This is a genomic window from Lentzea pudingi (assembly GCF_014646255.1).
Lineage (GTDB): Bacteria > Actinomycetota > Actinomycetes > Mycobacteriales > Pseudonocardiaceae > Lentzea > Lentzea pudingi.
The window spans coordinates 149,304-173,259 of record NZ_BMNC01000006.1; the positions used below are offsets into that span (position 1 = coordinate 149,304).

At 70.4% G+C, this 23,956-nt stretch carries 27 protein-coding genes and 1 pseudogene; 10 read left to right on the forward strand and 18 right to left on the reverse strand.

The annotated features are described in order from the left end of the window. Positions 1–555: 555 nt before the first annotated feature. Entirely contained in the window at positions 556–933 is a 378-nt protein-coding gene (locus IEY88_RS22600) for a VOC family protein (protein WP_189156808.1), read from the reverse strand. 25 nt (positions 934–958) lie between these two features. On the opposite strand from IEY88_RS22600, the gene IEY88_RS22605 reads away from it, so the two are divergent. After that, positions 959–1,708 carry a hypothetical protein gene (locus IEY88_RS22605; protein ID WP_189156809.1) on the forward strand — a complete coding sequence of 250 codons (750 nt, stop codon included), beginning with the start codon at positions 959–961 and terminating at the stop codon, positions 1,706–1,708. A gap of 250 nt (positions 1,709–1,958) precedes the next feature. Here IEY88_RS22605 and aroQ read toward each other — a convergent pair whose 3' ends face one another. The 7 genes from aroQ to IEY88_RS22640 all read right to left on the reverse strand — a co-directional run bounded on the left by aroQ (position 1,959) and on the right by IEY88_RS22640 (position 6,447). After that, on the reverse strand, positions 1,959–2,387 hold the full coding sequence (gene aroQ / locus IEY88_RS22610; protein WP_189156810.1) for a type II 3-dehydroquinate dehydratase: 429 nt from the start codon (positions 2,385–2,387) through the stop codon (positions 1,959–1,961). Then, positions 2,384–3,496: a 3-dehydroquinate synthase gene (aroB, locus tag IEY88_RS22615; RefSeq protein WP_189156811.1), complete on the reverse strand. Its 1,113-nt coding sequence runs from the start codon at positions 3,494–3,496 to the stop codon at positions 2,384–2,386. The genes aroQ and aroB overlap by 4 nt, the downstream gene beginning before the upstream one ends. Next, complete coding sequence (locus IEY88_RS22620; RefSeq protein WP_189156812.1) at positions 3,493–3,999, reverse strand: shikimate kinase; 507 nt, start codon at positions 3,997–3,999, stop codon at positions 3,493–3,495. Before IEY88_RS22620 ends, aroB begins: the two co-directional genes overlap by 4 nt. Further along, positions 3,996–5,195 (reverse strand): chorismate synthase, encoded by a 1,200-nt coding sequence (aroC, locus tag IEY88_RS22625; RefSeq protein WP_189156813.1) that lies wholly within the window; start codon positions 5,193–5,195, stop codon positions 3,996–3,998. Before aroC ends, IEY88_RS22620 begins: the two co-directional genes overlap by 4 nt. A 13-nt stretch (positions 5,196–5,208) precedes the next feature. Then, positions 5,209–5,661, reverse strand: a complete 453-nt coding sequence (locus tag IEY88_RS22630; protein WP_189156814.1) for a prepilin peptidase — start codon at positions 5,659–5,661, stop codon at positions 5,209–5,211. 97 nt (positions 5,662–5,758) lie between these two features. After that, positions 5,759–6,214, reverse strand: coding sequence for a PTS sugar transporter subunit IIA (locus tag IEY88_RS22635; RefSeq protein WP_189156815.1), 456 nt, complete (start codon positions 6,212–6,214; stop codon positions 5,759–5,761). Further along, positions 6,211–6,447, reverse strand: a complete 237-nt coding sequence (locus IEY88_RS22640) for a PTS sugar transporter subunit IIB (protein WP_090005969.1) — start codon at positions 6,445–6,447, stop codon at positions 6,211–6,213. Before IEY88_RS22640 ends, IEY88_RS22635 begins: the two co-directional genes overlap by 4 nt. A 111-nt stretch (positions 6,448–6,558) precedes the next feature. Between IEY88_RS22640 and IEY88_RS22645 the strand changes: the two genes are divergently transcribed. From IEY88_RS22645 to IEY88_RS22655, 3 genes are read left to right on the forward strand one after another with little or no spacing between them, the layout of a single operon-like run. After that, complete coding sequence (locus IEY88_RS22645) at positions 6,559–7,314, forward strand: GntR family transcriptional regulator (protein ID WP_189156816.1); 756 nt, start codon at positions 6,559–6,561, stop codon at positions 7,312–7,314. Continuing rightward, positions 7,311–8,630, forward strand: coding sequence for a PTS transporter subunit EIIC (locus tag IEY88_RS22650; protein ID WP_189156817.1), 1,320 nt, complete (start codon positions 7,311–7,313; stop codon positions 8,628–8,630). The genes IEY88_RS22645 and IEY88_RS22650 overlap by 4 nt, the downstream gene beginning before the upstream one ends. 30 nt (positions 8,631–8,660) lie before the next feature. Beyond that, positions 8,661–8,927, forward strand: coding sequence for an HPr family phosphocarrier protein (locus IEY88_RS22655; protein ID WP_170176508.1), 267 nt, complete (start codon positions 8,661–8,663; stop codon positions 8,925–8,927). 192 nt (positions 8,928–9,119) lie between these two features. Here the strand turns inward: IEY88_RS22655 and IEY88_RS44365 are convergent. Beyond that, a pseudogene (locus tag IEY88_RS44365) lies at positions 9,120–9,617 on the reverse strand (phosphatase PAP2 family protein); the annotation flags it as partial. Between the two features lie 102 nt (positions 9,618–9,719). Between IEY88_RS44365 and IEY88_RS22660 the strand changes: the two are divergent. Genes IEY88_RS22660 through IEY88_RS22670 form a run of 3 tightly spaced genes read left to right on the forward strand, consistent with a single transcriptional unit; the run spans position 9,720 to position 12,129 of the window. Beyond that, positions 9,720–10,394, forward strand: coding sequence for a response regulator (locus IEY88_RS22660; RefSeq protein ID WP_189156818.1), 675 nt, complete (start codon positions 9,720–9,722; stop codon positions 10,392–10,394). Next, entirely contained in the window at positions 10,391–11,815 is a 1,425-nt protein-coding gene (locus tag IEY88_RS22665; protein WP_189156819.1) for an ATP-binding protein, read from the forward strand. Before IEY88_RS22660 ends, IEY88_RS22665 begins: the two co-directional genes overlap by 4 nt. Before the next feature lie 11 nt (positions 11,816–11,826). After that, positions 11,827–12,129 carry a hypothetical protein gene (locus IEY88_RS22670; protein ID WP_189156820.1) on the forward strand — a complete coding sequence of 101 codons (303 nt, stop codon included), beginning with the start codon at positions 11,827–11,829 and terminating at the stop codon, positions 12,127–12,129. 634 nt (positions 12,130–12,763) lie between these two features. Here IEY88_RS22670 and IEY88_RS22675 read toward each other — a convergent pair. The 7 genes from IEY88_RS22675 to IEY88_RS22705 all read right to left on the reverse strand — a co-directional run bounded on the left by IEY88_RS22675 (position 12,764) and on the right by IEY88_RS22705 (position 19,250). Further along, positions 12,764–13,585: a shikimate dehydrogenase gene (locus tag IEY88_RS22675; protein ID WP_268241257.1), complete on the reverse strand. Its 822-nt coding sequence runs from the start codon at positions 13,583–13,585 to the stop codon at positions 12,764–12,766. Then, positions 13,585–14,808 carry an endolytic transglycosylase MltG gene (gene mltG / locus IEY88_RS22680; protein WP_229693643.1) on the reverse strand — a complete coding sequence of 408 codons (1,224 nt, stop codon included), beginning with the start codon at positions 14,806–14,808 and terminating at the stop codon, positions 13,585–13,587. The genes IEY88_RS22675 and mltG overlap by 1 nt, the downstream gene beginning before the upstream one ends. Continuing rightward, positions 14,805–15,293 carry a Holliday junction resolvase RuvX gene (gene ruvX, locus IEY88_RS22685; RefSeq protein WP_189156822.1) on the reverse strand — a complete coding sequence of 163 codons (489 nt, stop codon included), beginning with the start codon at positions 15,291–15,293 and terminating at the stop codon, positions 14,805–14,807. The genes mltG and ruvX overlap by 4 nt, the downstream gene beginning before the upstream one ends. Beyond that, positions 15,280–17,949 (reverse strand): alanine--tRNA ligase, encoded by a 2,670-nt coding sequence (gene alaS / locus IEY88_RS22690; RefSeq protein ID WP_189156823.1) that lies wholly within the window; start codon positions 17,947–17,949, stop codon positions 15,280–15,282. Before alaS ends, ruvX begins: the two co-directional genes overlap by 14 nt. Positions 17,950–18,006: 57 nt before the next feature. Next, positions 18,007–18,276 (reverse strand): hypothetical protein, encoded by a 270-nt coding sequence (locus IEY88_RS22695; protein ID WP_189156824.1) that lies wholly within the window; start codon positions 18,274–18,276, stop codon positions 18,007–18,009. Continuing rightward, positions 18,273–18,665, reverse strand: a complete 393-nt coding sequence (locus IEY88_RS22700) for a DUF948 domain-containing protein (RefSeq protein ID WP_189156825.1) — start codon at positions 18,663–18,665, stop codon at positions 18,273–18,275. Before IEY88_RS22700 ends, IEY88_RS22695 begins: the two co-directional genes overlap by 4 nt. A gap of 93 nt (positions 18,666–18,758) precedes the next feature. Further along, a complete protein-coding gene (locus tag IEY88_RS22705) occupies positions 18,759–19,250 on the reverse strand; it encodes a DinB family protein (protein ID WP_189156826.1) in 492 nt (163 codons plus the stop codon). A 135-nt stretch (positions 19,251–19,385) separates the two neighbouring features. Between IEY88_RS22705 and IEY88_RS22710 the strand changes: the two genes are divergently transcribed. The 3 genes from IEY88_RS22710 to IEY88_RS22720 are packed head-to-tail and all read left to right on the forward strand — an operon-like array spanning position 19,386 to position 21,928. After that, entirely contained in the window at positions 19,386–19,964 is a 579-nt protein-coding gene (locus IEY88_RS22710; protein WP_189156827.1) for a GNAT family N-acetyltransferase, read from the forward strand. A gap of 40 nt (positions 19,965–20,004) precedes the next feature. Beyond that, a complete protein-coding gene (locus IEY88_RS22715) occupies positions 20,005–21,225 on the forward strand; it encodes an MFS transporter (protein ID WP_189156828.1) in 1,221 nt (406 codons plus the stop codon). Next, a complete protein-coding gene (locus tag IEY88_RS22720) occupies positions 21,212–21,928 on the forward strand; it encodes a MerR family transcriptional regulator (RefSeq protein WP_189156829.1) in 717 nt (238 codons plus the stop codon). The genes IEY88_RS22715 and IEY88_RS22720 overlap by 14 nt, the downstream gene beginning before the upstream one ends. On the opposite strand, the gene IEY88_RS22725 is transcribed toward IEY88_RS22720, so the two are convergent. Continuing rightward, positions 21,925–22,560: a maleylpyruvate isomerase N-terminal domain-containing protein gene (locus tag IEY88_RS22725; RefSeq protein ID WP_189156830.1), complete on the reverse strand. Its 636-nt coding sequence runs from the start codon at positions 22,558–22,560 to the stop codon at positions 21,925–21,927. The genes IEY88_RS22720 and IEY88_RS22725 overlap by 4 nt on opposite strands. 32 nt (positions 22,561–22,592) lie before the next feature. Continuing rightward, on the reverse strand, positions 22,593–23,942 hold the full coding sequence (locus tag IEY88_RS22730) for a replication-associated recombination protein A (protein ID WP_189156831.1): 1,350 nt from the start codon (positions 23,940–23,942) through the stop codon (positions 22,593–22,595). Positions 23,943–23,956: the final 14 nt, after the last annotated feature.

The following is a 23,956-nucleotide window of genomic DNA, read 5'->3' on the forward strand; positions in this document are numbered from 1 at the left end:
AGTTCGTGCTCACCCGGCGTGAGCGGCGGGATCCACGCCCACAGCCCGCACCCCTGCCCCGCCACGCGTCCCTCGCGCTGTCCCATGACGTTGTTCTCGGCGGCCTGGTAGGTGACCGCGACCGGCGTGATCCGGCGCAGTTCCAGCAGTTGCCCGTCGAGCGTCACCGAGCCCTTGGCACCGTCCATGAACGTCGCACAGTTCGCGTCCGTGGAGACCAGGTTGAGCGCGGGACCGGCGAGCGGGCGCCCGGCGGGCACCTGGCACCGGCGGTCGACGGTGCCACCGAACGTGCCGGCGAAGAACCACACGTCCTTCGGCTGGTCCTGGCCGCACCACTGGCCGGTGTCGTCGACCACGGGGTTGCGGTTCGCCGGGCTCGACGCGGCCCACGTCCACCACTTCGCCTGCAGCTCCTGGTCCGACAGCTGCCCGCCCGACTCCGCCGTCGTCCCGCTGCTGACGGGGGCGGGCTCCCGCGCGGCCGCGCATCCGGCCAGGAGCAGGGCGACCGCGGCGATGAACAGTCTGGGCACGATCGGCATCCTCACACGTTCAGACGCCTACCAGCTCGATTTCGAACCCGTCCGCGTTCTCCAGGAACGCCGCGTAGTGGTCCGGTCCTCCCGCGTGAGGATGCCTGTCCGCGAACATGAGCTTCCAGCCGTTGGCCTCGGATTCCCGGGTCAGGCGGTCGACGTTCTCGCGGGTGTCGGCGTGCAGGGCGAGGTGGTTCAGGCCCGCCCGCATCCGGTCGTGCGGGCCGGTCATGGCGCTGGACTGCTCGACCACGACGTAGGTGTCGCCGAGCTTCCAGCTGACGCCGGCGGTCCAGCGCTGGTGCTCGGTCCAGCCGAGCTCGGCGAAGAGCCAGCCGAAGGTGGCCTCGGCGCGGGCGAGGTCCGGTACCCACAGTTCGACGTGGTGCAGCACGTCCCCAGTTTCTACGATCGGCTCCGTGAAGATCGTCTCGAACTCCTCGCGCCCGGATCTGCAGGGACCGGCCCAAGCCCCGCTGAGGGACGGCTGGCCGGGGTTCGTGCTGCGCGGCCGGATCCCCGCGACCCACCGCGACGCCGTGGCGGAGTACTTCCCGCGCTACGACGTGCGGCTGCTCGATGACGACGACTCGGTGCTCGCGCGGGCGACGGCGGTGGCCCTGAGCTGGGACGGCTCGTCCGACGGCCTGCCGGACGGCGGGTACGACGGCGCCCTGGTCGCGGCGGTCACCGAGCACGAGAGCGGCATCGCGCCCGACGCGTTGTGCGTCGTCGCGGCGACCGTGCGGACCGACCGCACCGGTGGCGGGCTGGCGGGCGAGGTGCTCACCCGGCTGCGCGAACGGGCCGCTGACGATGGGCTCGCGCGAGTCATCGTGCCGGTGCGACCCACTTTGAAGGCCAGCTACCCGTTGACGGCCATGGCGGACTTCCAGCACTGGACGCGCGAGGACGGCCTGCACCTCGACCCGTGGGTCCGCACGCACCAGCGGCTCGGTGCCACGGTCGTCCAGCCCGCGCCGCGGTCGATGGTCGTGACCGGGACGGTCGCGGAGTGGGAGCGGTGGACGGGCATGGCGTTCCCGCAGACCGGGCGGTACGTGGTCGCGGGCGGGCTGGACCTGCTGGCGATCGACCGGGAGCGCGACCAGGGGGTCTACGAGGAGACGAACCTCTGGATGCGCCACCCGGACGGCGCTGCTCCGTGACCCGCCCGAAGGTTCGGCCGGCACGGAGGCGGTGGGACCGACCAGGCCACGGGGGCTGGCAAGTCACGGGGCTGGCAAGGACCCCGGGCAACTCCGGCCCAGAAGTACGGGTGCGCGGGTGCGCGGGTGCGCAGCCTGCTGTTCGCGATGACCCCCAGGCAACCAGCGGCCGCGACCCGACACGAACACGCTGGAGGCGCTCTTCATCAGCGCGACCGCACTCGCCGCCGTGGCCCCTGCCGAGCCGGCGCTACTTCCTGAGCGACAGCCAGCGCAGGGCGAGCAGGTAGCCCTCGACGCCGAGGCCCGCGATCACGCCGGTCGCGACCGCCGAGATGACGCTGTGGTGCCGGAACTCCTCGCGCTGGTGGATGTTCGAGATGTGCACCTCGACCAGCGGCGCCGTGAGCTGGGAGCACGCGTCGCGCAGTGCGATCGAGTAGTGCGTCCAGGCAGCGCCGTTGAGGATCACGGGGGTGGAGGCGTCGGCGGCCTCGTGCAGCCACCCCACCATCTCGCCCTCGTGGTTGGTCTGGCGGACCTCGACGTCGAAGCCGAGGTCCTTGCCCTCCGCCACGCACAGCTCGACGAGGTCTGCGTGCGTGGTGCTGCCGTAGATGAGCGGCTCGCGGGTGCCCAGGCGGTTGAGGTTCGGGCCGTTGAGAACCAGGACCTTCACAGCAGCACCGTCCCGCCCGAGGAAGGCTTGGGCTCCGCGGCGACGGCTCCGTACGCGGCGGCGATCAGGGCCGGGTCCGGACCTTCGAGGCGGCCTGGCTTGGCGAGGCCGTCGAGGACGACGAAGCGGAGCACGCCCGCCTTGTTCTTCTTGTCGACCTTCATGCCCTCCATGAGCTGCGGGAGGCCGTCCGCGTCGTAGGTCGTCGGCAGGCCGAGCGACTCGAGGACGCGCTTGTGGCGGTCGGCCGTCTCGTCGTCGAGGCGGCCTGCCAGGCGGGCCAGTTCGGCGGCGAAGACCAGGCCCACGCTGATCGCGGCGCCGTGGCGCCAGCGGTAGCGCTCGCGGCGTTCGATGGCGTGGCCGAGGGTGTGGCCGTAGTTCAGGATCTCGCGCAGGTTCGACTCGCGCAGGTCGGTCGTGACGACGTCGGCCTTGATCTGGATCTTGCGGCGGACCAGGTCGGCGAGCACCTCGCCCGTGGGGTCCAGAGCGGCCTGGGGGTCGGCCTCGATCAGGTCGAGGATGACCGGGTCGGCGATGAAGCCGCCCTTCACGATCTCGGCCATGCCCGCGATGAGTTCGTTGCGCGGCAACGTCTCCAGGGTGGCGAGGTCGACGAAGATGGCGTCGGGCTCGTAGAACGTGCCGACGAGGTTCTTGCCCGCGTCGGTGTTGATGCCGGTCTTGCCGCCGACCGCCGCGTCGACCATGCCGAGCAGCGTCGTCGGGATGTTGACCAGCCGCACGCCGCGCATCCAGGTGGACGCGACGAAGCCCGCGAGGTCCGTGACCGCGCCGCCGCCGAGGCCGACGACGACGTCGGAGCGCGACAGGCCGATCTTGCCCAGCACGTCCCAGCAGAAGCCCGCGACGGCCAGGTCCTTGCCGTCCTCGGCGTCGGGGACCTCGACTCGGTGCGCGTCGGCGCCCACGGCCTTGAGCTCGTCGACCAGCACCTTGGCGGTCTCGGCCAGGGTCGGCTGGTGCACGATCGCGATCTTGGCGGTGCCGCCGAGGAACTCGACGATGTCGCCGAGCAGGCCGCGGCCGATCACCACGTCGTAGGGCTTCTCCGCGGCGACCCTGATGCGCACGGGCTCGGTCATGCTTGCTCTCCCTTGATCACCGCGTCGGTCACCCGGTCCGGATCGAGTGAGTCCGTGAGGACCTCGATCGTCGCGACCTCGCGGTACAGTGGCAGGCGCGCGTCCAGCAGCGCCTTGAAGGTGGCGCGCGGGTTGATGCCGGTCAGCAGCGGGCGGTTGGCCGCCAGCCCCGTGCGGCGCACGCCTTCGGCCATGCCCACGTTCAGGAACACGACGGTGTGCTCGCGCAGCCGGTCGCGGGTCGCGGCGGACAGCACCGCTCCCCCGCCCAGCGCCAGCACGCCCTCGTGCTCGACCAGCGCCTTGGCGACCGCTTCCTCTTCCATGGCGCGGAAAGCGGGCTCGCCGTCGTCGGTGAAGATGTCCGAGATGGGCTTGCCCGCCAGCTCGACGATGTCCGCGTCGACGTCGCGGAACGGCAGCCCCAGGCGCGCCGCCAGCAGCTCGCTGACGGTGGTCTTGCCCGCGCCGGGCGGGCCGACCACGACGTAGCGCGGGCTCACATGCCCTCCCAGCGGGCTTCCAGGGCCTTGAGGTACGCGTGGGCGTTGCGGCGCGTCTCGTCGAGCGAGTCGCCGCCGAACTTCTCCAGCGCGGCCTCGGCCAGCACCAGCGCCACGACGGACTCCAGCACCACGCCGGCGCGCGGCACGGCGCAGACGTCCGAACGCTGGTGGATCGCGACGGCGGGCTCACCGGTGCGGACGTCCACGGTGGACAGTGCGCGCGGGACGGTCGAGATGGGCTTCATGGCCACGCGGGCGCGCAGGGTCTCGCCGTTGGTGATGCCGCCCTCGAGGCCGCCGGCGCGGTTCGAGCGGCGCGTCACGCCGACCGGGCCGCTGCCGCGGTCGATCTCGTCGTGCGCCTGCGAACCCCAGCGCTTGGCGGAGGTGAAGCCGTCGCCGATCTCCACGCCCTTCATCGCCTGCACGCCCATCAACGCGGCCGCGAGGCGCGCGTCGAGACGGCGGTCCCAGTGCACGTGCGAGCCCAGGCCCGGCGGGAGCCCGTAGACGAGCACCTCGATGACGCCGCCGACCGTGTCACCGGCCTCCTTGACGGCCTCGACCTCGGCGACCATCGCGCCGGTGCCGCGGGAGTCGAAGCAGCGCACCGGCGACTCGTCGATCGCGGCCAGGTCGTCCGGGGTGGGCAGCGCGGCGTCCTCGGGTGTCTCGGCCTTGCCGATGGACACCACGTGGCTGAGCACCCGCACGCCGAGCAGCTGCTGCAGGAACTGCCGGGCGACGGTGCCGAGCGCGGTGCGGGCGGCGGTCTCGCGGGCGGAGGCGCGCTCCAGCACCGGGCGGGCCTCGTCGAAGCCGAACTTCTGCATGCCCGGCAGGTCGGCGTGACCGGGGCGCGGGCGGGTGAGGGCCTCGTTGCGACCGGTGGGCTTGAGCAGGCTCGGGTCGACCGGGTCCGGCGACATGACCGTCTGCCACTTGGGCCACTCGGAGTTGCCGATCGTGACCGCGATCGGACCGCCCTGGGTCTTGCCGTGGCGCACGCCGCCGAGGATCTCGACCTCGTCCTGCTCGAAGCCCATGCGGGGCGAGCGGCCGAAGCCGAGCCTGCGGCGCCCGAGCTGGGCGACCAGGTCCTCCGTGGTCACCTCCACTCCGGCGGGCATGCCCTCCAGGACGGCGACGAGAGCGGGGCCGTGTGACTCTCCAGCGGTGATCCAGCGCAGCACGTTCACAATCCTTTCACAGCGTCGTCAACGCCCAGGTGGCGGCCAGCAAGCCCGGTCCGTGCGGCACCGCACGCCTGCGCCGGAGGGCGGCGACGGCGAGGCTGACCACGCTCGACAGGATCGCCGCAGGTAACAGCGCCGGCAGCGGGAGCGCCGCGCCGAGTCCGAAGGCGAGCTTCACGTCCCCGCCGCCCATCAGCGCGGGCCGCCACCGCCGGACGAGGAGATGCGCGCCACCGAAAACGAGCGCCGACAGCACCGCCGCTCCCAGCCCGTGGAACTGCAGGAGCAGCAACGCGGCCCCCAACGGGAGGGTCAGCGCGTCCGGCAACCGGTGGTGCCGCAGGTCGATCATCGCGAGCACGATGCCGAACCAGGCCAGCAGGAACGACGAGGGCGGTGCGTCCAGGACGGCGGCGACCGTCCACAGCGAACCCAGCACAGACGCGAGCAGGACCGTGGTCATGGCACCACGGTCCTGCTCGGTACGACCAAGTACAAATCCCGGCCTGTCGTGAACGGACCGTTCACGCGGGACTGAAGAGAACGCTCGGACCAGCGGTTCAGCGCGACCAGTCGAACAGCGCGTCGTTCGCCACCACGTCCACGCCCACCGCAAGGTCGCCCAGCACCTCGGCGGACGCGTCCAGCGCGATCACCGGGCAGATCGGCGCGAACCCGGCCGCCTCGACCTCGGCCGGGTCCCACGTCACGATCTTCTGACCGGCCTGGACCTGCTCGCCCTTGACGACGTGGAGCTCGAAGCCCTCGCCCTTGCGCTTCACGGTGTCGATGCCGAGGTGGACCAGGACGGCCGCCCCGTCACCGTTGGCGACCACGAACGCGTGCGGGTGCAACGTCACGACCGTGCCGTCGAGCGGCGAAACCACATCGGACTTCGATCGAACGGGCTCGACGGCCACACCGGGGCCGACCATCGCCTCGGCGAAGACCTGGTCCGGAACCTCGGAGAGCGCGACCACCCGGCCTGCCACGGGGCTGCCGACGCGGAGGCTCACAGCAGGTCCTCGATGTCCGACGCGATGGTGTCCGCCTCGGGTCCGACGACGACCTGGACGACGTTGCCGGAACGCATGACTCCGTGCGCTCCCAACGCCTTCAGGGCCTTCTCGTCCACGACGGAACCGTCTTCGAGCTCGCACCGCAGGCGGGTGATGCAGGGCTCGATCTCGATGATGTTGTCCCGGCCGCCCAGCGCCTCGAGGATCTTCTGAGCCTTCTCGTCAGCCACGTTCGTACCTCTCGTTCCCGTAACAGCGGTTGACACCCGCTCGGTGCGCGGAGCATTCTCCCGCACCAACTGGTCTAGACCGGAAAGTACCACTAGCGAGGAGGTGAGCGAGTGAACGAGATCGTGGACGGGCCCAAGCCGAAGCACGCGCAGCTGCGCGAGATCCTGCGGCGGCTGGCCGAACAGGACCTCGCTCCCGGCTCACCGATCCCGTCCGAGCGCGATCTCGCGGAGCGGTACGGGGTCTCTCGCATCACCGTGCGGGCCGCGGTCGGCCAGCTGGTCGCCGACGGCCTGCTCACGCGGGCCAAGGGACGTGGGACGTTCACCGCGAAGCGGCGCTACGACCTGCAGCTCTTCCTGGCGTCGTTCACCTCGGACATGAAGGCGCGCGGGGTCGAACCCAGCACCGAGGTGATCAGCTGCGGCCAGGCGGCTCCCGGCTCGAAGGCCTCGCTGGGCCTGGAGGCCGACGAGTACGCGTACCGCGTCGTGCGGCTGCGCAAGGCCGACGGGGCCCCGCTGGCGCTCGAAGCCGGCTGGTACAGCCCGCACGTGCTTCCCGAACTAGACCGATGTGACCTGACCGGGTCGATCTACGAGATCATCGCGACCCGGTACGGCGTCCAGCTCGACCACGCGCGGCAGACCGTGTGGGCCGAGACCGCCGACGCGGAGACCGCGAAGGCGCTCGACGTCCGCAAGGGCAGCCCGCTCCTCGTGTTCAGGAGGGTCGCCAGCTCCGACGGGCGGCCCTGCGAAGACGTGACCTCCTGGTACCGGGGCGATCTCTACCAGGTGACCATGCAACTGGACCGGACCGTCCCGGGTTCCGGCCTCCACTCCGCCAAGGGAGGTACCAAATGAGCGCCAGCGCCCCAGAGGCGACAGGCGGTCGCGGGTTCAAGGGCCTGGCCGGTATGCAGCGATTCGGCCGCAGCCTCATGCTGCCGATCGCCTCACTGCCCGCCGCAGCACTTCTCCTGCGTCTCGGCCAGCCCGACCTGCTCGGCAAGGAGGGTCTGGGCTGGAACCAGGTCGCCGCCGTCATCGGTGGTGCGGGCGACGCCCTGTTCACCAACCTCCCGCTGCTGTTCGCGGTGGGTGTGGCGATCGGGTTCGCCCGCCGTGGTGACGGTTCGACCGCTCTCGCCGCCGTGGTCGGCTTCGTGGTCACGCAGGCCGTCTTCAAGGCCATGTCGCCGATGGTCCTGCCGGTGGCGGAAGACGCCGCCAAGCAGCAGCAGATCAACTACTCGGTCCTGACCGGCATCGTGATCGGTCTGATCACGGCCGTGCTGTGGCAGAAGTACCACCGCGTGAAGCTGCCCCCGTACCTCGCGTTCTTCGGTGGCCGCCGCTTCGTGCCGATCATCGTCGCCGGTGTCATGATTCCGGTCTCGGTCGTCATGGGCCTCATCTACCCGTGGTTCAACAAGGGCCTGCTCGCGGTCGGCGAGGCCGTCTCGGGCAGCACGATCCTCGGCGCCGGCGTCTACGGCGTGATCAACCGCCTGCTCATCCCGCTGGGTCTGCACCACATCCCGAACACGTTCATGTGGCAGGTCTTCGGCGAGTACGAGGCCGACGGCGTCACCAAGACCGGTGACATCCCGAGGTTCTTCGCGGGCGACCCGACCGCCGGCACGTTCATGAGCGGCTTCTTCCCGATCTTCATGTTCGCGCTCCCCGCGGCCGCGCTGGCGATCATCCACACCGCCAGGCCGTCGCAGAAGAAGATCATCGCCGGCATCATGGGCTCGGCCGCGCTCACCTCGTTCATCACGGGTGTCACCGAGCCGCTCGAGTTCGCGTTCATGTTCGTCGCGTGGCCGCTGTACGTCATCCACGCGTTCCTCACCGGCACCTCGCTGGCGATCACCAACGCGCTGGGTGTGCACGACGGCTTCGGCTTCTCCGCCGGTGTGATCGACTACCTGCTGAACTTCAACATCGCGACGAAGCCGTTGCTGATCATCCCGATCGGTCTCGTCTACGCGGCGATCTACTACTTCCTGTTCCGCTTCGTCATCACCAAGTGGAACCTGAAGACGCCGGGCCGCGAGGACGACGAGTCGCCGGAGGCCGACGAGAGCGTCGTGGAAGGCAGTGGCGACACCGTGGTGCGCGAGAAGCGCGACACTGCAGTGCGCGAGAAGCGCACCACGACCGAACAGCAGTAGCAAGAACGAGCTCTACCGGGAGGAACCATCATGGCCGAGCGACGGGTCACCGTGGCCAGCAAGGTCGGACTGCACGCCCGGCCTGCCGCACTGCTGGCGAAGGCCGCCGCCGACCAGCCGGTGACGGTCAGCATCGCCAAGGACGGCGGCGAAGCCGTTGACGCGGCGAGTGTTCTGGGTCTGATGACCCTGGGCGCCATGCACGGTGACGAGGTGGTGCTCAGCGCCGAGGGGGACGGAGCGGACGCCGCTCTCGACGCCATCGCGGAACTGATCGCCACCGATCACGACGAGTGATTCCGGTCGTGAGTGGTCCTGGTCGCCCCGACGACCGAGACCACTCACGGCCCACCCGAAGTGCAGCACGACACCCGCGGTCACGACGCCGGCCGAGATCGACGGCGTGGCCTGCGGGTAGCTCACCATCAGCCAGACGCCTCCCACGGCCAGTGCGGGCGGCACGATCAACCCCGTGGTCCACCTGCGCAGCAGCAGGAACGCGAGCGTCGAGACCAGCAGCGCCGCACCGAGCGTGTCGCTGAACCGGTGCCAGCCGAGCGACACCGTCTCCGCCGCGACCGCCCCCGCGCCGATCGCCCCCGGCACCGCCACGAACAGCGCGAACCGCTTCGGGACCGCCATCGTCACCGCGATCACCGACGCCACCGCGGCCGTCGTGTGTCCACTCGGGAAGCTGTTGTGCACCAGCACCGCGTCGTCGTCCAGCGGCGGCCGCACCAGCACGTACAGCTTCAGGGCCTGCGCGCCCAGCACCGAACCGCCGAGCAGCGCCAACGGCGCGAGCGACTTCTTGCGTGCGAACAGAGCCACGAGGACAGCGGCGACAAGGATCGCCATGTCCACGTTGGACGCCCACGAGCGTTGGAGTGAGAGCTCGGGCAACGCGGCGTTCTCCGCCTTCTGCCCGAACGACGTCCACACCAGCGCGAAGTACGTGAAGAGGAATCCCAGCAAGCTTCCGGCCATGAGTTCGACGGTCCGCGAGCCGCTCTATGGGAACGTGCACGCCGTGTCATGGTTCCGCAACAGATCCGGCGCGGGTGCGGTTCGCCGCCGATAATGGATCTCGTGGCGATGGTGTTGCTGGTCGAGGACGACCCTTCGGTGCGTGAAGGACTCGGGCTGGCGTTGCGCCGCCAGGGACACGACGTCCGCGCAGCCGGAACGGGTGAGGAAGGCGTCGAGAAGCTGCGCGAGTCCCGCCCCGACATCGTGGTCCTCGACATCATGCTGCCCGGTATCGACGGCTTCGAGACGTGCCGGCGGATGCGCACGCACGCCGAGGTGCCGATCATCATGCTCACCGCGCGCGGCGACGACTTCGACGTGGTCGCGGGCCTGGAGGCGGGCGCGGACGACTACGTGGTCAAGCCCGTCGAACCGCGCGTGCTCGAGGCCCGGATCCGCGCGGTGCTGCGGCGGACGGTCTCCGAGCCGTCGTCGATCGAACGGCACGGCTCGCTGGTGATCGATCGGGCAGGGTTGCAGGTGCTGAAGGACGACGTGAAGGTCGCGCTGACCCCGACCGAGCTGAAGCTGCTGCTCGAACTGTCCCGCACCCCCGGCCGCGTGCTGACCCGCCAGCAGATCCTCGAGGCCGTCTGGGAGCACGACTACCTCGGCGACTCACGGCTCGTCGACGCGTGCGTGCAGCGGTTGCGCGCCAAGATCGAGGACGTGCCCTCCGACCCCGGCTACGTCCACACGGTGCGCGGCTTCGGTTACCGCTTCGGCCCCCGATGAGGTCGTTGCTCCGCGGTCTGCGCCCGAGGCTGATGGCGGCGTTCCTGCTGCTGACGGTCCTGGGCGCGGTGGGAGCGGCGGGCGCCTCCTACGCGACCGCCCGGACGTTGCTGCTGGAGGACGCGCAGGACAACTTCATGAACCCGCTCGTGAAGGACGTCCGCGACTACGCGCCACGCCTGACCGTGCCGCCCGCGCAGGAGGACCTGGACGGCTTCGGCACGTACCTGCGCGGCTCGGCGGTCGTGATCTACCAGAACCTGCGCTCCGCTCAGGGCCCCGACCCGTCGTTCATCCCCGCCGAGATGCGCGAGATGCTCAGGACGAGCGGGACGATCCTCTGGCAGCGCCGCACGGACCTGACCGAGCCGTACGTCGTCGTGGGCATCCCGCTGGTCCGCGAGGACGGCACGCCCACCGGCGTCGAGGTGTGGGCGCTGCAGTACCTGAGGGGCCCGCAGGCGGCCATCGACAGCTTCTCGACCGCCGCCTGGGTGGGCGTCAGCCTCGTGCTCCCCCTGGCCCTCGGTCTGGCGCTCTTCACGGCCCGCGGCGTCCTGCGCCCGGTCCGCCGCCTCGGCACCGCCGCCCGCGCCCTGGGCTCCGGCCGCCTGGACACCCGCGTGGACGACCGCGGCTCCGACGAACTGGCCGACCTGGCCCGCACGTTCAACCGCGCGGCCGAACAACTGGAGGCCTCCCAGGCCGCCTCCCGCCGGTTCGTCGCCGACGTGTCACACGAACTCCGCACCCCGCTCACGGCGATGAACGCGGTGACCGCCGTCCTGGACGAGGACGCCGACACCCTGCCCCCGGACACGGCCGTAGCGGCCCGCCTGGTCTCCGCCGAGACCCGCAAGCTGACCCGCCTGGTCAACGACCTGATGGAGATCTCCCGCTTCGACGAGGGCCGCAACCTCCTCGAACTGGACGACTGGGACATCGGCACAGCAGTCCGCGACACCCTCGCCGCCCGCGGCTGGACCACGTCCGTAGAGGCCTTCCTGCCGGAAGGCGTCGTCGCGCGCGTAGACCGCCGCCGCCTGGACGTCATCGTCGCCAACCTCGTGGGCAACGCCCTGAAGCACGGAGGCGTCCCAGTCCATGTGACCGTGCGACCGGGCGTCATCGAGGTGGCCGACCACGGCCCAGGCATCCCCCCGGACGCCCTCCCCCACATCTTCGACCGCTTCTACAAGGCAGACACGGCCCGCTCCCGTTCCGAGGGCAGCGGACTGGGATTGGCGATCGCATGGGAGAACGCACGCCTGCACGGCGGCACCATCGAAGCGGCCAACGCCCCTTCGGGCGGCGCGGTCTTCACCTTGCGCTTGCCCTGGCAACCCTCACCGCCTACGGCATCCGCCCGACCCCGGTCCTCACCGGAGCCGAAGCCCCCACGGTCTCCTCACACACGCTGACCATCTTCCTCGTGACGGCAGCACACGACGGCCTGGTCCGCCGCACCCGCACCTACACGGGCAACGTCGACATCACGACCGCGATGAACTTGCTCCTGGCAGGTCCGAACGACGAGGAGAAGAAGCTCGGCCTCACCACCGAACTGCCCGCGACCTCGTCGAAGGCGGTGCCGGTACTGGACGTGATCGTGATGCCGGAGGACGTCGCACCACCGACGTCGAAGTGGGCGATCTTCCAGGTGCACTGCACGGCGATGGCCAGCCGCGCGAAGGTGGCAGGCGTGGCGCCGGTGGCCGACGAGTACTGCCCCTAGCGCAAGCCTTGGTGTCGGTCGGGCCAGGGATCGCCAACAGGCAACGGCGAAGCCGAGCCACCCTTCCGCCAACGGCAATGGCGAAGCCGAGGCGTGTGAACCTCTTCGCACTTGGTCAGCGGTGGTGACGTGCCCAGCTCGGCGATTGGGGCTTGACCTTGAGGAGCTGGATGCGACCGTTGCAGGGATCGGCCGGGCACTTCGAGCCCGGCCTTTTAAGGCCGATATGTGCATCCAGCTAGAGGCTCAAGGTCAAGCCCCAATCGCTATCGTCGCGCAGCGGCGATGACCGGCACCGGCCCGTCTTGACCTGCGCAACCACCCGAGCAAGGTGACTTCACGCATGGCAGGTGACCACCCCGCTGGAACCGGCACCCAACCAACGCAAACCGACCCGAAAGGGAGCGGGACGCACCGGCGGCCGTGGTGCCGGACCGGTCGGCCCACGCGCCCAAGCGGAGCCTCCGGCAGGCACACCCGTGCGTCCCACCCACCGGCCCCCTCCCAAGGTGAGCGGACCGGCATGCGATGACTCCGGCCGAGTGGCACATCGTCCGCAGCCAAACGAGTCAGCCGCAGAAAACCACACAACGACCACCGACCAACACCGAACAACCCAAGATCAAGCCGAAAGTTACGAACGCGCGGTCAGCTCCGCAGCCAACGCCTCACGCATGACATCCTCCGGCGCAGCCATCCCGGTGAACTGCGAGACCTGCCCAAAAGCCTGGTGCAGCAACATGTCCAACCCGGTAACCAACCGAGCACCAGAAGCCTCCACGGCCGACGCCACCGGCGTCGGCCAGGGGTGGTAGATCACGTCCAGCACGTACGGCGCACAAGCCAACGACTCAGCCAGCGCAACGGTGGCCGAAGCGGGAACCGTCGACACCACCACATCCGCCGCACCGGCCAGCAGAGCCAAGTCCACAACGGACAGCTCCAGCACCTCGACCGAAACCCCGACCCGCCCGGCGGTCTCCAGAGCCTCGACAGCACGCGAAGGATCCCGCACCACAAGGGAAACCGACGAGATCCCGAGCGAAGCGAGGCCGGCCAGCGCCGCCGTAGCCGTCCCGCCCGCACCCAGCACCACGCCGTGCGAACCGCCGGAGAAACCCTTCTCCCGCAACGCTCCCACGACGCCGTCCACGTCGGTGCAGTCGGCGTGCCACTCGGAACCCTTGCGCACCAGCGTGTTGGCAGCACCGACAGCGAAAGCGCGCGGAGTGACGACCGAGGCGAACGCCAGCGCGGCCCGTTTGGTCGGCATCGTGCACGACAGGCCCACCCACTCCGGGCCCAGTGAGGACACCAGAGCGGGCACCTCGGCCTCGGAGCACTCCAGGCGTGTGTACTCCCAGTCCAGACCGAGGGCCGCGTACGCGGCGTTGTGCAGGACTGGCGACAGGGAGTGTTCGATCGGCGAACCGATCACCGCGGCCTTGCGCACCACTAGTAGACGCCGTCCCTCTGAGCCTTCTGGTCCTTCGCCTGGTGCTCCTCGTACGTCTTGGAGAAGCAGGACGTGCCATCGGTCTGGCATTTCACGAAGTACTCGATGTCGCCGCCCGAGGGCTTGATCGCGGCGGCGATGGCCTGCTGCGACGGCGAGCCGATCGGCGTCGGCGTCAGGCCTTGGTTCTTGTAGGTGTTGTACGGCTGGTTGGCATTGCGGTCCGCGTCGGACGTGCGGATGTGCGGCTGGTTGTTGCGGTAGTTGATGGTCGAGTCGAACTGCAGCGGCATGGGTTTCGCGATGCGGTTGTAGATGACCTGCGAGACCTGCGCGAAGTCCTTCTCGATGGCTTCCTTCTCGATCAGCGAGGCGATGACGAGCACCTCGTAGGGGCGGAAGCCCGTGTTCAGGGTGCCGCCGGGGATGCCGGCGCCCTGCAGCTTCTGGGCCGAGGCCACGATGACGCTGCGGATCAGCTCGACCGCGCTCACGCCCGGCTTGACCTGGTAGACGCCGCGCATGATCAGGCCTTCGAGGCGGAACTGGGGTTCGGCGGCCTTGACGTCCGCGATCGCCCAGTCCGGCACGCCCAGGGCCACCGGGTCGGTCTGCTCGGCCGCGGCCTTGATCTCCTCGACGGACAGGCACTTCTTCGCGCCGTCCTTCTCCGTGCAGCTCGCGGCGGCGAGCTGGGAGTAGACGCCCGCGACGGTCTTGCCGTTGGCCTGGATGTCGGTGAGCTTCAGGCCACCGACGATCTGGACGGCGGGGACGCGCGTCTTCGGGTCGATCATCTTGGCCACGGCGGTCTGGCCCGACATCTTCGTCTTCATCAGGTAGAAGCCCGGCTGGATCGACGTCACGCGGGCGTCGGTCTTGCTGGCCTGGATGAAGGCGGTCGAGGACGCGACGACGTCGTTCTCCTGCAGGGTCGACGCGATCTTGCTGACCACGTCGCCGTCCTGGACCTCGACGATCGTGTCCGTCTCGCCGGCGCCCGGGTAGTCCTCGAACGACCCGATGCCGCGCAGCTCCTGGTAGCCGTAGTACGCGCCACCCAGGCCCACGGCGAGGACCAGCGCGACGACCAGCCACAGGACCGTCTTCTTGCGCTTCTTCGCCTTCGCCCTGGCGTTGTCCCGCTCGCGATCGCGCTTTCTGACAGGGCGTCGCTCATCTGCTTCGGGGTCTGTGAACAACCCGAGATCGTCGCCGCTCACGCCTCGTCCTTTCGGGCGGACACCGACCGTGCCCGTGCGTCCAGCCAAGATTGCAGGATCTCGACAGCAGCGGCCTGATCGACCACGGCACGCTGTTTCTTGCCCTTCACACCGCGCTGCGCCAGCACGCGGCTCACCACGACCGTCGTCAGTCGTTCGTCGGTCAGCCGCACCGGCACCGGGGCGATGCGCCCGGCCAAGGCCGCAGCGTACGCGGTCGCTGCCTCAGCAGCGGGTCCGTGCCTGCCTGCCAGCGTCTTCGGCAGGCCGACCACGACCTCGACGACGTCATGCTCGGCGACGAGGCGTACGAGCTCCGTGAGGTCGGAGCCCTTTTTCTCGTCGCGCTGCAGGGTGACCAGCGGAGTCGCCAGGAACGGCGCCGGATCGCTGAGAGAGACTCCCACGCGAACCGAACCGACGTCGACGCCGAGCCTCCGTCCGAGGCCCGGATCGTCGACACCAGGAACATCAGCCCTGCTCAAGCACCTTGTCCAGTTCGTTCGTCAGGGCCGTGATGGCCTCCGGAACGCCGGCCGGGTTCGTGCCACCGCCCTGGGCCAGGTCCGGCTTGCCGCCACCGCGGGCGGCGATGGCCGGGCCGAACACCGGGACGAGCTTGCCGGCGGCGAGACCCAGGTCGCGGGCGGCGGCCGTGGTGGCCACCACGAAGCTGACCTTGTCGCCGTCGGCCGAGAACAGGGCCACCACGCCGGGCTTGCTGCCCAGGCGGTTGCGGACCTCGCCGCCGAGGGTGCGCAGGTCGTTGCCCGACACGCCCTCGAGGCCCAGGGCCACCAGCGACAGGCCGCGGATGTCGAGGGCCTTGTCGGCCAGGGCGCCGGCGTTGCCGAGCAGCTCGGCGGCGCGGACCTTCTCCAGCTCCTTCTCGGCGGACTTCAGGCGCTCGACCAGCGACTCGATCCGCTCGGGCAGGCCCTCGGAGCCGACCTTGAGCATGTCGGAGAGGTTCTGCACGATGGCGCGTTCCCTGGCGAGGAACCGCATGGCCTCGATGCCGACGTAGGCCTCCAGGCGGCGCACGCCGGAGCCGACCGACGACTCACCCAGCAGGGTGATCGGGCCGATCTGCGACGAGTGCTCGACGTGGGTGCCACCGCACAGCTCGCGGGACCACTCGCCACCGATCTCGATGACGCGCACGGTCTCGTCGTAGGTCTCGCCGAACAGGGCGACGGCACCCAGCTCCTGGGCACCGGCCATGTCGGTGTAGACGATGCTGACCGGCAGGTCGCGGCGCACGGCGAGGTTCGAGACCTCCTCGATCTCGCTCTTGGCCTCGGCGGACAGGCCACCGGTCCAGGCGAAGTCGAGACGCAGGTAGCCGGGCTTGTTGTACGAACCGCTCTGCAGGGCCGACGGGCCGAGCACGTGCCGCAGGGCGGCGTGCACGACGTGCGTGCCCGAGTGGCCCTGGCGGGCGCCGACGCGCCACTCCGGGTCGACGCGGGCCTCGACGTGCTCGCCCTCGCTGACCTCACCGGAGCGCACGCGCACCTGGTGCACCCACAGCTTGCGGGCGACCTTCTGCACGTCGAGCACCTCGAGCTCGGCGTTGGCCGTGACGATGGAGCCGGCGTCGGACTCCTGGCCACCGGACTCGGCGTAGAGCGGCGTGCGGTCGAGGACGACCTCGACGATGTCGCCCTCGCGAGCAGACTTCACCCGAGCGCCGTTCAGCACGATGCCGCGCAGCGTGGCCTCGGAGGCGAGCTCGGTGTAGCCGGTGAACTCGGTCGGGCCCTGCTCCAGCAGCTCGCGGTACACCGACTGGTCGCCGTGGCCGGTCTTCTTGCCGGCGGCGTCGGCCTTGGCGCGGGCGCGCTGCTCGGCCATCAGCTTGCGGAAGCCGTCCTCGTCGACCGTGAGGCCGGCCTCGGAGGCCATCTCCAGCGTGAGGTCGATCGGGAAGCCGTACGTGTCGTGCAGCTGGAAGGCCTTGTCACCGGGCAGCGTGGCGCGGCCGTCGGACTTCACCTCGGCGGCGGCACCCTCGAAGATCCGCGAACCGGCGTCGAGCGTGCGCAGGAACGTGTCCTCCTCGGCCTTGAGCACCTGCTGGATGCGGGCGAACCCGCTGACCAGCTCGGGGTAGGCCTCGCCCATCGAGTCGCGGACGACCTCGGCGAACTGCTGCAGCACCGGCTCGTTCACGCCCAGCAGGCGCGACGAACGCACGATGCGGCGCAGCAGGCGGCGCAGCACGTAGCCGCGGGCCTCGTTGCCGGGCGTGACGCCGTCGCCCACGAGCAGCACACCGCTGCGGGCGTGGTCGGCGATGACGCGGAAGCGGACGTCGTCGACCTCGTTGGCGCCGTACTTGCGGCCGGACAGGTCCTCGGCCTTGGTGATGACGGCGCGGACCAGGTCGGTCTCGTAGACGTTGTCGACGCCCTGCAGCAGGTAGGCGACGCGCTCGACGCCCATGCCGGTGTCGATGTTCTTCGACGGCAGCTCACCGATGACCGGGTAGTCCTTCTTGGCACCACCCTCGCCGCGGATGTTCTGCATGAAGACGAGGTTCCAGATCTCCAGGTACCTGTCCTCGTCGACTACCGGGCCGCCCTCCTTGCCGTACTCGGGGCCGCGGTCGTAGTAGATCTCCGAGCAGGGGCCGCACGGGCCGGGGACGCCCATGGACCAGAAGTTGTCCTCGACGCCGCGGCGCTGGATGCGCTCCAGCGGCATGCCGGCGACCTTCTGCCACAGCTCGATGGCCTCGTCGTCGGTCTCGTAGACGGTGACCCAGATGCGCTCGGGGTCGAAGCCGTAGCCACCGGCGTCCTGGGAGTTGGTGATCAGCTCCCAGGCCAGGCGGATGGCGTCTTCCTTGAAGTAGTCGCCGAGCGAGAAGTTGCCGGCCATCTGGAAGAACGTGAGGTGGCGCGTGGTCTTGCCGACCTCGTCGATGTCCGGCGTGCGCACGCACTTCTGGATGCTCGTCATCCGCGGGGCGGGCGGCGGGGCCTCGCCGAGGAAGTACGGCTTGAACGGCACCATGCCGGCGTTGACGAACAGCAGGTTCGGGTCGTCGAGCAGCAGCGAGGCGCTGGGGATGTACTTGTGCCCGGCCTTTTCGAAGTGCTCGCGGAAACGCTTGATGATCTCGTGGGTCTGCACGGGAAGTTCCTAAGTGTGTTGCTGGGGAGAGTCAGGACATGGTCGCGAGGCGAACGGTCAGTGCTTCCCGTTCGCCCTGGGCGCTCGGCGCCCCGGCGTGAATCCCGTCTGACGTTCCACGGTGTCCTGCAACTCCTGTTCCCGTTCGGCCATTCCCGCGCGCACCTCGGCCCCGAAGGAACCGAGCGCGCCGGCGAGTTCGCGCAGGCCTTCACCCACGTTGGCGCCGACACCGGCGGGAGTCGCCTGCTTTGCGACCTCGGAGGCCTTCTTCGCGACGAAGAGACCGGCCGCGGCACCCAGGCCGAACCAGAAGAGCCGGCTCACTTCGCACCTCGCCGGGGACGGCGCTTGGAGTGCTTGTTGGGCTGCTCGGCGGCCTTGCGGCGGGCCTTCACGGCCTTGCTCACGCCGTAGGACAGCGCGGCGGCCTTGACCAGCGGACCGCCGAGAGTGGCGGTGAACAGGCTGGTGAGCGCCGAGACGTTGCCCGTCACAGCGCGCGCGTTGGCCGTGATGCCGTCGACGCGCTCGAGCTGCGTGTTCACGTGCGTGAGCGTCGTGTTGGCCTCGACGAACAACGGGTCCGTGTTCTCGTGTGCCTTGCGCATCGCGATCGTGGCCTCGTCGAAGAACCGTGCTGCCTTGATCCCGACGAACACCAGCACGATCACGAGCAGAACGAAAGCACCGGCGGCGAGCCACCCTGGCGACACGGATCCTCCTGGTGAACAGGCGTTCAGGCTTGGTTGCGGAGCAGATTACCGGGTGGGTCCGACACTCGGCTGGGCGGCACCATTCGTTGATCTTCAACGACCTGTGGCGCCGTCGATCTGCTCGCGCAGGACGTCGGCGTGACCCGCGTGCCGGGCGGTTTCCGCGGTCATGTGCGCGAGCACCCACCTCAGCGTTTTCGGCGCGTCGTCGACCGGAACCGCCGTCGGCGTCTCGGGGTGACGCCCGCCGATGGCCTTGTCGCTGTCCGCGATCGCGGACCGGTAGTCCCCGATCACGTCGTCCGCGGACCGGTCCCGCGACACGGTCATGCTCAGGGCGTCGTCCCCGGGGTCCTCACCGCCGGCGACGACGTGGGTGAACCAGAAGCGCTCCGCCCCGGCCAGGTGCTGGACCAGCCCCAGGATCGAGGTGCCGCTCGCGACCAGCGGCCTGCGGAGCTGTTCGTCCGTGAGCCCCTCCGCCTTCTTGAGGACGCAGTGCCGCTGGAACGCGAGGAACGCGTGCACGGTGTCGAGTTCGCCGGTGTCGACACGAGGCACTGGTTCGCGCTGGGTCTCCTGCATGACGAGAACGTACGGGACAGCTCATTGACGCGTGGCCGTCACAGCCTGTGAAATACCCGTCACACAGGGCTTGACATCGGCGGCCCTGCGCAGCTGAAGTAAGGCAATCCTAAGTTGATCCGCGCAGGAGGCCTCGTGAAGCCGGTGTCGCACCTGGACTCCTACCGTCTCCAGATCACCGCGGGCCCGCCGCCGGTCCCGGAGCTGTCGATGCCGTGGGACGCCCGCGTCGTGCGTTCGGACGGCTACGACCTGCACCTCGTGCACCGCTGGAACCAGGCGCCGCACGTGGCGGCGTTCTGGCGGCAGGCGTGGACGTTGCCGCACTGGGAGGAGGAGCTCCGGGCGCAGCTGAACGGCGACGACGTCCGGCCGTTCCTGGTCAGCTGGCACGGCCGCCCGGTGATCTACGCCGAGGTCTACCGCGCGGCCAGGCGGGCCATCGCCCGCTGCTACCAGGCTCGGCCCCACGACCTCGGGCTGAACCTCGCGGTCGGCGAGCTCGCGATGACCGACCGCGGGCTCGTGCGGTCGCTGCTCCCCCGGCTCACCGACGCGCTGTTCGAGGCCGACCCGCACTGCACGCGGATCGTGCTGGAACCGGACGTGCGCAACACCCGCGCCATCAGCTCGTTCGAGGCCGGTGGCTTCGTGGCGGCGGACGAGATCATGCTGCCGGGCAAGGTGGCCTTGCTGATGGTGTGCAAGCGCTAGGCCTTGACCCCGACGCGACGTCAGGGTTTTTCCTCGCCGCATGCCACTGATCGCGGTCACCTACCTCACGTCGCACCTCTTGAGCCTGCTCGGCAACGGCATGGCGGCGGTGGCGCTGCCGCTGATCGTGCTGCAGACGACCGGCAGCCCGCTGGGCACCGCGGCGCTGGCGGCCGCGACGGCGGTCCCGGCCGTGCTGGTCGGCCTGCTCAGCGGGGTGGTGATCGACCGGATCAACCGGCGGACGGCCTCGGTGGTCTCCGACGTGGTCTCCGCCGCCTCGGTCGCCGCGCTGCCGCTGGTCGACCTGGTGTGGGGCCTGGACCTGGTGTGGTTCATCGCGCTCGGCGTCCTCGGCTCGTTCGGGGACGTGCCGGGGACGACGGCCCGCGAGGTGCTGGCCCCCGCGGTGGCCAGGCACACCGGTCTCGACCTGACGCGGGTGGTCGGTCTGCGCCAGACCGCCACCTCCGCCGCCCTGGTGATCGGCCCGGCGGCGGCCGGCGTGCTGCTCGCCACCCTGGAGGCGACGTCCGTGCTGTGGATCACCGCCGCGACCTCGGCGATCGCGGCGGTGCTGACCCGGACGCTGCCGCGCCGGCTCGGTGAGGCCGAGGCCGGTGCCGCACCCCGCCTGCCGGTTCTGCGAGAGCTCGGGGAGGGTGTGGCGGTGGTATGGCGCAGCCGGTTCCTGCTCGGCGCGTCGGGGCTGCTCATCGGCCTGGCCGTGGCGCTCGGCGGGTTGCAGGGGCTGGTGCTGCCGCTGCACTTCGCCCTGATCGCCCGTCCTGGTCTGCTCGGCCTCGTCCTGACGGCTCTGGCCGTCGGGATGCTCGGTGGAGCGGCGCTCTACAGCGGCGTCGGCGGGCGGGTGCCGCCGCGGGTGTGGCTGCCGGCCGGGCTGCTCGTGACGACGGCGGGGTTCCTGCTGATGGCGTCGCTGCTCACCCCTGCCGTGGTGTTCGCGGGCGCCGCGCTGCTCGGGCTCGGCAACGCCGTGGTCGGCGCGGTCGTCGGGGTGCTGCAGGTGCAGCGGACCTCCGACGCCGTGCGCGGGCGGGTGTTCAGCGTGAACACGGCCCTGCTGATGATCGCGGCACCGGCGGGGATCGGTCTCGCCGCGGTGGTGGCGGCGCACGGGACCCCGGTGCTGGCAGGGTTCAGCGTCGTCGGGGTGTGGGTCCTCGTGCTGCTGGCCGTGGTGGCCTCACGGGCGTTGCGCGACCTGGAGCCGAAGGAGCTGTCCGGTGCTCAGCAGTGAGCTCGCCGAACTGGCCGGTGTCACCGTCCGCACGTTGCGGCACTACCACCGGATCGGGCTGCTGCCCGAGCCACCGCGCTCGGCCGGCGGCTACCGGCGTTACGACGTCGGCCACCTCGTCCGGCTCCTGCGCATCACGAGGCTGACCGCGCTCGGCCTGCCGCTGTCCGCACTGCCCGCCGTGCTGGACGACCCGGCCGCCGCCGAGGAGCTGCTCGACGAGCTCGACCGCCAGGCCGCCGCCGACGTCGAACGGCTCACCGCCCGCCGGGCCGCCATCGCCGCGCTGCGCCGCAGCGGCGCCCCGCCCGACCTGGGCCCGGAGCTGTCGCGATGGCGTTCCACCGCCGCAGGACGGATGCCGGAGGACATGGCCAGATACGAACACGAGCAGCTGGTCCTCGCCGGGCACCTGCTCGGCGAGGAGGGCGCGGCGGGGCTGGCCGCCCTGTTCGGCGAGCCGGCGGCGTTCGCGTCGCTGACGACGCGCTTCTACGCCCTCGGGCCCGGCACCCCGGACGACGAGGTCACGTCACTGGTCGACGAGCTGGCCGCACACCTGGAACCGCTGCTGGCGCGGGCCGCCGAGCTACCCGTGCTCGACCCGCGGGCGTCGGCGCTGATGGACGAACTGAGCGAGCAGACCCTCCGGCCCGTGCAGCACGACGTCCTGCGCCGGGTCCAGCAACGGCTGAGCATCTAGAAAGCGGTGATGTCCTGCGGTGCGCGTTCCTTGCGGCTGAGCGCGCGCACCACGTCGATCGCGCGGTGCTTGTTGAGCGCCATGCGGGTCAGCAGGTCGATGACGGTCTCGTTGACGCGACGGGGGAACTCGGGGGTCTCCACGCCAACGCTCACCGCGAGGTCGTCGGAGTGCACGACGAACTCCATCAGCCGGCTGACCAGGTACTCGTCCACCCGCACCGACCACGGGCCCCAATGCGGCATGCGCAGACCGCGGTCCTCCAGGCCGGGCAACGACTTCTCGAGTTCTCCGAGCGTCTGCTCGAACCTGGCGCACAGGTCCGCGTGCCCGTCGGCCGCCAGCTTCTCGCCGCCCGCACGGATGCGAGTGTGGAACTCGGAGTCGACGTCCAGATCGGTCCACTCCGCCCGCGCGTAGTGCTCCATCAGCGACACGACCGGCTCGTCACCGGCGGGGGTCTCGATCATCGACGGCAGCGGCAGCGCCTGGTACGCGAGGTGGCCGGCGAGGCCGCTGACCCCGAACTCCGGCAGGGCGCTCGGCCTGTGCCAGTTCGCCGCGACCTGTTCGTTGCGCAGGAGGTCCAGGGCGATGCGGGCGGTGGCCAGGAAGTCTTCTCTGATCGTCACCTCACCGAACCTACGCGCCGTGCCCAAGCGGTTCACTCGCCCCTGATCACCCGGCGCAGGCGCGGCAACCGTTCTGCCACAGCGCGTTCGTTGCCACGGCCGGTCGGCTCGTAGTAGTCGCGGCCCACCAGGTCGTCCGGCGCGTACTGCTGCGTCAGCACGCCCTCGGGCACGTCGTGCGGGTAGCGGTAGCCCTGCGCGTTGCCCAGCTTCGCGGCGCCCGCGTAGTGACCGTCGCGCAGATGTGCGGGCACGGAACCGATGGCGCCCTTGCGCACGTCCTCGATCGCGCCGTAGATCGCGGTCGTCACGGCGTTCGACTTCGGTGCGGTGGCCAGGTGGATCGTGGCCTGCGCGAGGTTCAGCGTGCACTCGGGCAGCCCGATGAGCTGCACGGCCTGTGCGGCCGCCACGCACGTCTGCAGCGCCGTCGGGTCGGCCATGCCGACGTCCTCGCTGGCGTGGATCACCAGCCGCCGCGCAATGAAGCGCGGGTCCTCGCCCGCCTCGATCATCCGCGCGAGGTAGTGCAGGGCCGCGTCGACGTCCGAGCCGCGGATCGACTTGATGAACGCCGACGTCACGTCGTAGTGCTGGTCACCGTCGCGGTCGTAGCGCACCGCCGCCTTGTCCACCGTGGACTCCAGCAGCGCCAGCGTGATCACGCCCTCGTTCGACGCCACCGCCGAGTCCGCGGCGGCCTCCAGCGCCGTCAGCGACCGGCGCGCGTCACCCCCCGCCAGGCGGATCAGGTGGTCCTCCGCCTCGGGCTCCAGCACCACGGACCCGCCCAGGCCGCGCTCGTCGGACACCGCGCGCTGGATGACCGACCGCACGCCGTCGTCGCTCAACGACTTGAGCTGCAACACGAGAGAACGCGACAACAACGGCGACACGACCGAGAAGAACGGGTTCTCCGTGGTGGCCGCGACGAGCAGCACGATCCTGTCCTCGACCGCGCCGAGCAGGGCGTCCTGCTGCGTTTTGGAGAACCGGTGCACCTCGTCGATGAACAGCACCGTCGACTCGCCGGAGCGCACCAGGCGGCGCCGGGCCTCGTCGATGACGGCCCGCACCTCCTTGACGCCCGCCGACAACGCGGACAGGGCGACGAACCGGCGCCCGGTCGCCTTCGAGACCAGCGTCGCGAGGGTCGTCTTGCCGGTGCCGGGAGGGCCGTAGAGCATCACGGACGCCGGCGTCGCGCCCTCCACCAGGCGGCGCAGCGGGGCACCGGGCCCGAGCAGGTGGTCCTGGCCGACGACCTCGGCGAGCGTGGCCGGGCGCATCCGCACGGCCAGCGGGGCGTTGGCCGCGATGCGCTCGGCCTTCTCCTCGTCGGTCGCGCCGAAGAGGCCCTCGTCGAACAGACCTTCGCTCATGCGTTCGAGCCTAG

Excerpts from the sequence above, each read along its gene's own strand:
- aroB (WP_189156811.1), bottom strand. The coding sequence starts at position 3,496 with ATGACCGAGCCCGTGCGCATCAGGGTCGCCGCGGAGAAGCCCTACGAC.
- IEY88_RS22630 (WP_189156814.1), bottom strand. The coding sequence starts at position 5,661 with ATGACCACGGTCCTGCTCGCGTCTGTGCTGGGTTCGCTGTGGACGGTC.
- IEY88_RS22650 (WP_189156817.1), top strand. The coding sequence starts at position 7,311 with ATGAGCGCCAGCGCCCCAGAGGCGACAGGCGGTCGCGGGTTCAAGGGC.
- IEY88_RS22655 (WP_170176508.1), top strand. The coding sequence starts at position 8,661 with ATGGCCGAGCGACGGGTCACCGTGGCCAGCAAGGTCGGACTGCACGCC.
- IEY88_RS22665 (WP_189156819.1), top strand. The coding sequence starts at position 10,391 with ATGAGGTCGTTGCTCCGCGGTCTGCGCCCGAGGCTGATGGCGGCGTTC.
- IEY88_RS22705 (WP_189156826.1), bottom strand. The coding sequence starts at position 19,250 with ATGCAGGAGACCCAGCGCGAACCAGTGCCTCGTGTCGACACCGGCGAA.
- IEY88_RS22715 (WP_189156828.1), top strand. The coding sequence starts at position 20,005 with ATGCCACTGATCGCGGTCACCTACCTCACGTCGCACCTCTTGAGCCTG.
- IEY88_RS22730 (WP_189156831.1), bottom strand. The coding sequence starts at position 23,942 with ATGAGCGAAGGTCTGTTCGACGAGGGCCTCTTCGGCGCGACCGACGAG.